This is a genomic window from Arthrobacter sp. SPT-J7 (assembly GCF_059089965.1).
Window position 1 is genome coordinate 1 of record NZ_JBNHFF010000189.1, and the last position, 6,502, is coordinate 6,502.

The window sequence follows — 6,502 nt, forward strand, 5'->3', positions numbered from 1 at the left end:
TCCCCCGGCCCCGGCGGCCGGGGAGAAGTAGGGCGCGGCGAGCAGGGCAAGCAGGCAGGGCAAGCAGGCACGAAAGTGCCCGGACACAACTGAAGCCCCCGGCACCGCCGGAGGCTTCATGTGTTGCAGGGCCACCAGGTGGTGGATCAGCCCTTACCGGGCGCCGGAGAACAGGCCCGTTGAAAGTTCGTCGTTGAGTTCAGTGTTAAGGTCGCGATCAAGATCACGTCCATAACGCTGGGAGAATTCCTGGGGTACGGTGTCCGGAACGGCAACGCCTTCGGCAACTGCCACACGGTCACTGACCTCACGAAGCATGCTGGACAACGGGACGTCCAGGGCCGAGCAGATCGAGGAAAGCAACTCGGAGGATGCTTCCTTCTGGCCGCGCTCCACTTCACTCAGGTAGCCCAAGGAGACACGGGCGCTGTGCGAAACTTCACGGAGCGTGCGCCCCTGACGCTGGCGAACATCGCGCAGGACATCACCGATTTCGTGACGAAGTACAACCATCTTGCGCTCCTTCTGTTCGCTTTTAGCCTGATCGGCGAGGCCCACATCCTTCCAGCGGACAACGCCGTTTACGGATACGGGCTGCTTTACCATCTGTATCGCCTTGCTCCTCATAGTCGATCCGCGTAGAGCGAACCATAGTGGTTGTTTTATCCTAGGCGCCCCCGCTCTCTGGAAGCGACACAATGTAATAACTAATCGGCACCGGCTTTTGTTCCCACCAACTTTACAGGCGGGTAACTTCAGGAAGCCAGTTCTTCCAGCAGCCTTTCCAAGGCAGCACCGCATGCCTGCCCACGGATCTCGGCCCGGCTCCCGGAAAACAAATACTCATACCCGGTTGTTCCCGCAGCCGTAGCTATGCCGATGTACACCGTTCCCACGGGCTTTCCATCGTGTGGTTCGGGTCCGGCTACTCCGGTGGCTGAGATACCGATATCGGCACCAAGGGCGGCCCGGGCGCCGGCAGCCATGGCGGCGGCAACACCGCTGTCAACGGATCCGACGTCGGCGAGCAGCTCCGGGGAAACCTTCAGGACGTTCTCCTTGACCGAGTTCTGGTACGCCACCACCCCGCCCTGCAGCATCCCGGAGGCACCCGGGGTGTCAGCCAGGACGGCTGAGACCATGCCGGCAGTCAGCGACTCGGCCGTGGCGACGGTGCGGCTCCGCTCCAGAGCCTTCCTGACGGCCTGTTCTGACAGATGGTGAAGGTTGGTCATGCCGGCTCCTGCTCGTTCGCCTTTCCCTGCAGCTTTCCTTTGGACCGCAGGCGCAGCGCCTCGACAACATACTCCACGCCGGTCCAGACCGTGATCAGCACGGCGACCATCATCACGGCGAAGGCTACCCATGACAGCCAAGGCATAATGGCTGCCAGCGGCAGGAGGTACAGGAAGATGGCCGCCGTCTGGACGACCGTTTTGAGCTTGCCGCCGCGCGACGCAGGAATGACACCGTAGCGGATCACAAAGAAACGCAGGGCGGTGATACCCCATTCACGGACCAGAATCACCACCGTGACCCACCAGGGCAGTTCGCCGAGCACGGACAGCATGACCAGTGCGGACCCAATCAGCAGCTTGTCCGCAATCGGATCGGCAATCTTGCCGAAGTCGGTCACGAGGTTCCGGCTCCTGGCGATGTCGCCGTCGAGCTTGTCCGTGTAGATTGCGACGGCGAACGCCGTAACCGCTGCCCAGCGCCAAGGCCCAGCCTCGCTTTGCAGGCCCGGCGCGTCCGCGATCAGGAACCACACGAAGAACGGCACCAGCACGATGCGGAGCATGGTCAGGACATTGGGAAGGTTCCAGACCCCGGCACGTCCTGAGCCGGCGGCGGTTGCATCGGTGCTAGTCACCTTTCTAGGCTACATTCTTTGAACTAGCGCCCGGTCAGGGACCAGGCGTCTTCCGAGCCGTCTTCGTCGTCATACCCGCCGGGAGCGGAATCAGACCCGTCGTAATATTCGACGTTCTGCTTCCGCTGGTCCAGGTCCGCTGCCACCAGGTCCTCGGCGTAGCCGCCCTGGGCGATATTGGCGTTGGCGTTGTCGCTGAGGGCTGCAGTCTGCGCATCGGGTGCCTTCGGCGCCTCCTGGCCCTTCATGGCCGCGAGGACCGGCGCCAGGTCGTCCGGCTTCACCAGGACGTCACGGGCTTTGGAACCCTCCGACGGGCCCACCACTCCCCGCGATTCGAGCAGGTCCATCAGGCGGCCGGCCTTGGCGAAGCCAACCCGCAGCTTGCGCTGGAGCATGGACGTGGAGCCGAACTGCGTGGTGACCACCAGTTCGGTGGCCTGCAGCAGCACCTCGAGGTCGTCCCCGATGTCGTCGTCGATCTGCTTCTTGGGTGCTTCGGCGGCGACATCGTCGCGGTAGGTGGCCTGCAACTGCCCCTTGACGTGCTCAACCACCTTGTGGATCTCAGATTCGGTGACCCAGGCACCCTGGACACGCATGGCTTTTGAAGCGCCCATGGGCAGGAAGAGTGCATCGCCCTGGCCAATCAGCTTTTCCGCGCCCGGCTGGTCCAGAACCACGCGGGAGTCGGTGACGGAAGACGTGGCAAAGGCCATCCTGGAGGGAACGTTGGCCTTGATCAAGCCGGTGACGACGTCCACGGACGGCCGCTGCGTGGCAAGGACCAGGTGGATACCGGCGGCACGGGCAAGCTGCGTGATGCGGACGATGGAGTCTTCAACGTCGCGTGGCGCCACCATCATGAGGTCGGCGAGCTCGTCCACGATCACCAGCAGGTAGGGGTACGGACGGATGACGCGCTTGGAGTCAACCGGAGGCTGAACCTTGCCGGCGCGGACGGCCTTGTTGAAGTCGTCGATGTGCTTGAAGCCGTAGTTGGCGAGGTCGTCGTACCGGGCGTCCATCTCGCGGACCACCCATTGAAGGGCCTCTGCTGCCTTCTTGGGGTTGGTGATGATGGGCGTGATGAGGTGCGGGACGCCCTCGTAGGCGGTGAGTTCCACGCGCTTGGGGTCCACCATCACCATGCGCACCTCGTCCGGGGTGGAGCGCATGAGGATGGACGTAATCATCGAGTTCACGAAGGAGGACTTACCGGCACCGGTGGCGCCGGCCACCAGCAGGTGGGGCATCTTGGCGAGATTGGCCACCACATAGCCGCCTTCAACGTCCTTGCCCACACCCATCACCATCGGGTGGTCGGTGCGGCGGGCGTTCTGGCTGCGCAGCACGTCACCTAGGGAAACGGTTTCGCGGTCCGTGTTGGGGATCTCGATGCCGATGGCAGACTTACCGGGGATGGGGCTGAGGATCCGGACGTCGCTGGAGGCCACCGCGTAGGAGATGTTCTTGGACAGCGCCGTGACGCGTTCCACCTTGGTTCCGGGGGCCAGTTCGATCTCGTACCGGGTAACGGTGGGGCCCCGGCTGAAGCCTGTGACGGTGGCATCGACGTTGAACTGCTGGAGTGTGTCGGTCAGGGCGGCGACGACGGCGTCGTTGGCCTCCGTGCGCTCCTTGGGGATTGAGCCAGGGGTCAGATAGTCCGAGGCAGGGAGGGTGTACGTAACGTCGCCGGCGAGGGACAGTTGCTCGGTCCGCTGCGGGATGGGTACGGGCGGCGGGGCCGGAGCGACGGGGTTGGAAGGAACGGTGGGTGCCGCGGAGCCTGCCTGGCCGCTGGGGGCGGGCCGGCCTGGGGTGATCATCGGGATAGCTTCGGTGGCGTTCTCGTCCAGGGCAGCGGAAGCAGCGCCCAGTCCCTGGGCCGCCTTGATCTTCTCGACAGCGATCTCCGCCTGGGTGGGGCGGCGCACCCCTGGGGCGGGCCGGGGCGGCTGCGGTTCGTCATCGTCGATGACGGCGTGCTCGAACGCTTCGTCGCCCACATAGCCTTCCAGGCCGGCGTCGGCGTCCTCGTCCTTGCCGAACAGGCGGCGCTTCTTCTTTTTGGGTGCGGCGGCAGGCGGGGTCCGTTCAAGGTAGCTTCGGTCGTGCCGGTCCCTGTCCTGTTCCCCGTCCTGGAGGTCGATGCCCATGAGGTGCTCGTAGGCACCGCGCAGCCGCCGTGGAATGGCACCGAAGGGCGTGGCGGTGATGATGAGCAGGGAAACAAAAGCCAGCAGCCCGTAGAGCACCAGCGGAACGGCCGGATGGATGGCTGCCAGCGGCGAAGCGCCCAGGAAACCAAGCATGCCGCCGGCCTGGCGCAACCCGTCAAAGCCCTGGGCGACGGTGGGCTGGCCGCTTAGGACGTGGGCCAGGCCGCAGCCGGCGAAGGTCATGATGAGGAAGCCGATGCCCACCCGGTTGTTGCCCCGCCCGTCGGAGGGGCGGCGGAAGAGCCGGAAGGCACAGACGAAAAGCATGAGTGGAAGCAGCAGGGAGATCCAGCCGAAGGTACCGTTCACCACGCTATGGACGGCGTCCGGGAACCAGCCAGTGAGGCCCCACCAGGCAAAGGTGGCGATGAACACACCCAGCGCCAGGTTGAAAAGGGCAGCGCCGTCGCGGCGCTCGTCGGCCGGAAGGTCGCTGACGTCATGGCCGATGCGCCGCACCCCCCCGCCCACAAGGTGGCCGATGCCGAGCCATGCTCCGCCCACGACCCGCAGCAGCCAGGGCTGGTGCTGTTCGACGGCGGGAAGCTGGCGTGTGCGCGCCGTACCGGAACTGCCCGTCCGCCCGGACTTGGCTGCCGTGGTTTTCGCCGCCGTGGAGCCGGAACCGCGGCCACCTGGTTTGCTGCCGGAACTGGCCCTGCTTGAACCATTGGGCGCGGAAGTAGTACGAGTGGCCATACCAGCCACGGTACCGGAAGTGCGCCGGTATCCCGGGTATTTCGGGGCCGGAGGATCCCGGTTCGGGCCGCTTAACCGCCTCCAGCCCGCACTCCCCGTTGACGCGGAAGAACGGGCCGGAGGCGGTGGCGCTCCCTTAGGCTTCGAGCACCACGGGGATGATCATGGGCTTGCGGCGGAGCTTGCGGTTGACCCACGTCCCCACCACGCGGCGGACCACTTGCTGGAGCTGGTGGGTAGTGTGGTCCGTGTGGTTCAGCACGGCTTCTTCCAGCGCGGCGTTGATCTTGGGGATGATTTCGTCGAACACGGCGTCGTCCTCCGCCACACCACGGGCGTGGATCTCCGGCCCGGACACTACCTTGCCGGTAGCGCGGTGGATGACCGTAATGATGGAGATGAAGCCTTCATCGCCCAAGGTCTGGCGGTCCTTGAGGTCGGCCTCGGTGACCTCGCCAACGCTCGATCCATCCACATAGACAAAACCGACTTCAACTTGGCCGACAACGTCTGCGCGGTGGTCCTTGAGATCGATCACGGTGCCGTTGTCGGCGAGGATCACGCTGGCTTCCGGGACACCGGATTCGATGGCGATCTTGCCATTGGCGATCAGGTGGCGGGTTTCACCGTGGACCGGCATGGCGTTCAGCGGCTCAAGAATGTTGTAGCAGTACAGTAGTTCGCCCGCCGCGGCGTGGCCGGAAACGTGGACCTTTGCATTGCCCTTGTGGATCACGTCGGCGCCCAGCTTGAGCAGTCCGTTGATGATCCGGAAGACGGCGTTTTCGTTGCCTGGGATGAGGCTGGACGCGAGGATCACGGTGTCACCGTCGCCCACCACCACGCGGTGGTCGCCGTTCGCCATGCGGGACAGGGCTGCCATCGGTTCACCCTGGGAACCGGTGGACATCAGCACCACGCGGTTGTCCGGCAGGTTGTCGATGTTCTTGATGTCCACGATGAGGCCGGGCGGGACATCCAGGTAGCCCAGCTTTTCCGCGATGGCCATGTTCCTTACCATGGACCGACCGACGAAGGCAACCTTGCGGTTGTGCTTGGCGGCAGCGTCCAACACCTGCTGGACCCGGTGCACGTGGGAGGAGAAGGATGCCACAATGATCCGCTTGGTGGCCTGCCCGAAGAGGCGCTCCAGCGTGGGACCGATTTCCTTCTCGGCGGTGGTGAAACCGGGGACGTCAGCATTGGTCGAATCCGACATAAAAAGGTCAACGCCCTCTTCGCCGAGCTTGGCGAAGTGCCGCAGGTCGGTGATGCGTCCGTCAAGGGGAAGCTGGTCCATCTTGAAGTCGCCCGTGTGCAGGACGGTGCCGCCTGCGGTGCGGATGAACACGGCGAGGGCGTCGGGAATGGAGTGGTTAACTGCCACGAATTCGCACTCGAATGGACCGAACTTCTCTACCTGGCCCTCCTCGACGGTGAGGGTGTAGGGCCGAATGCGGTGCTCCTGCAGCTTCGCCTCGATCAGGGCAAGCGTCAGTTGCGAGCCCACCAACGGGATGTCGGCGCGGAGGCGCAGCAGGTAGGGAACGGCGCCAATGTGGTCCTCGTGACCGTGGGTGAGGACAACGGCAACGATGTCGTCCAGCCGGTTCTCAATGTAGGAGAAATCAGGCAGGATCAGGTCGACGCCGGGCTGGGTTTCCTCCGGGAAGAGGACGCCGCAGTCCACGATCAGCAGTTTGCC

At 64.5% G+C, this 6,502-nt stretch carries 5 protein-coding genes; all 5 read right to left on the minus strand.

The window, feature by feature from the left end:
• Positions 1-153: 153 nt before the first annotated feature.
• Entirely contained in the window at positions 154-606 is a 453-nt protein-coding gene (locus tag AC5RWX_RS28840; RefSeq protein WP_494099664.1) for a helix-turn-helix domain-containing protein, read from the minus strand.
• Between the two features lie 149 nt (positions 607-755).
• Entirely contained in the window at positions 756-1,235 is a 480-nt protein-coding gene (locus AC5RWX_RS28845; RefSeq protein WP_494099665.1) for a CinA family protein, read from the minus strand.
• Positions 1,232-1,873 carry a CDP-diacylglycerol--glycerol-3-phosphate 3-phosphatidyltransferase gene (pgsA, locus tag AC5RWX_RS28850; protein WP_494099666.1) on the minus strand — a complete coding sequence of 214 codons (642 nt, stop codon included), beginning with the start codon at positions 1,871-1,873 and terminating at the stop codon, positions 1,232-1,234. Before pgsA ends, AC5RWX_RS28845 begins: the two co-directional genes overlap by 4 nt.
• 23 nt (positions 1,874-1,896) lie before the next feature.
• Positions 1,897-4,797 carry an FtsK/SpoIIIE family DNA translocase gene (locus tag AC5RWX_RS28855; protein ID WP_494099667.1) on the minus strand — a complete coding sequence of 967 codons (2,901 nt, stop codon included), beginning with the start codon at positions 4,795-4,797 and terminating at the stop codon, positions 1,897-1,899.
• A gap of 136 nt (positions 4,798-4,933) precedes the next feature.
• The coding region (locus tag AC5RWX_RS28860) for a ribonuclease J (RefSeq protein ID WP_494099668.1) at positions 4,934-6,502 on the minus strand (1,569 nt) is incomplete at its 5' end.

Coding starts and splice junctions, on each gene's coding strand:
- AC5RWX_RS28840 (WP_494099664.1), bottom strand. CDS start 606: ATGGTAAAGCAGCCCGTATCCGTAAACGGCGTTGTCCGCTGGAAGGAT.
- AC5RWX_RS28845 (WP_494099665.1), bottom strand. CDS start 1,235: ATGACCAACCTTCACCATCTGTCAGAACAGGCCGTCAGGAAGGCTCTG.
- AC5RWX_RS28855 (WP_494099667.1), bottom strand. CDS start 4,797: ATGGCCACTCGTACTACTTCCGCGCCCAATGGTTCAAGCAGGGCCAGT.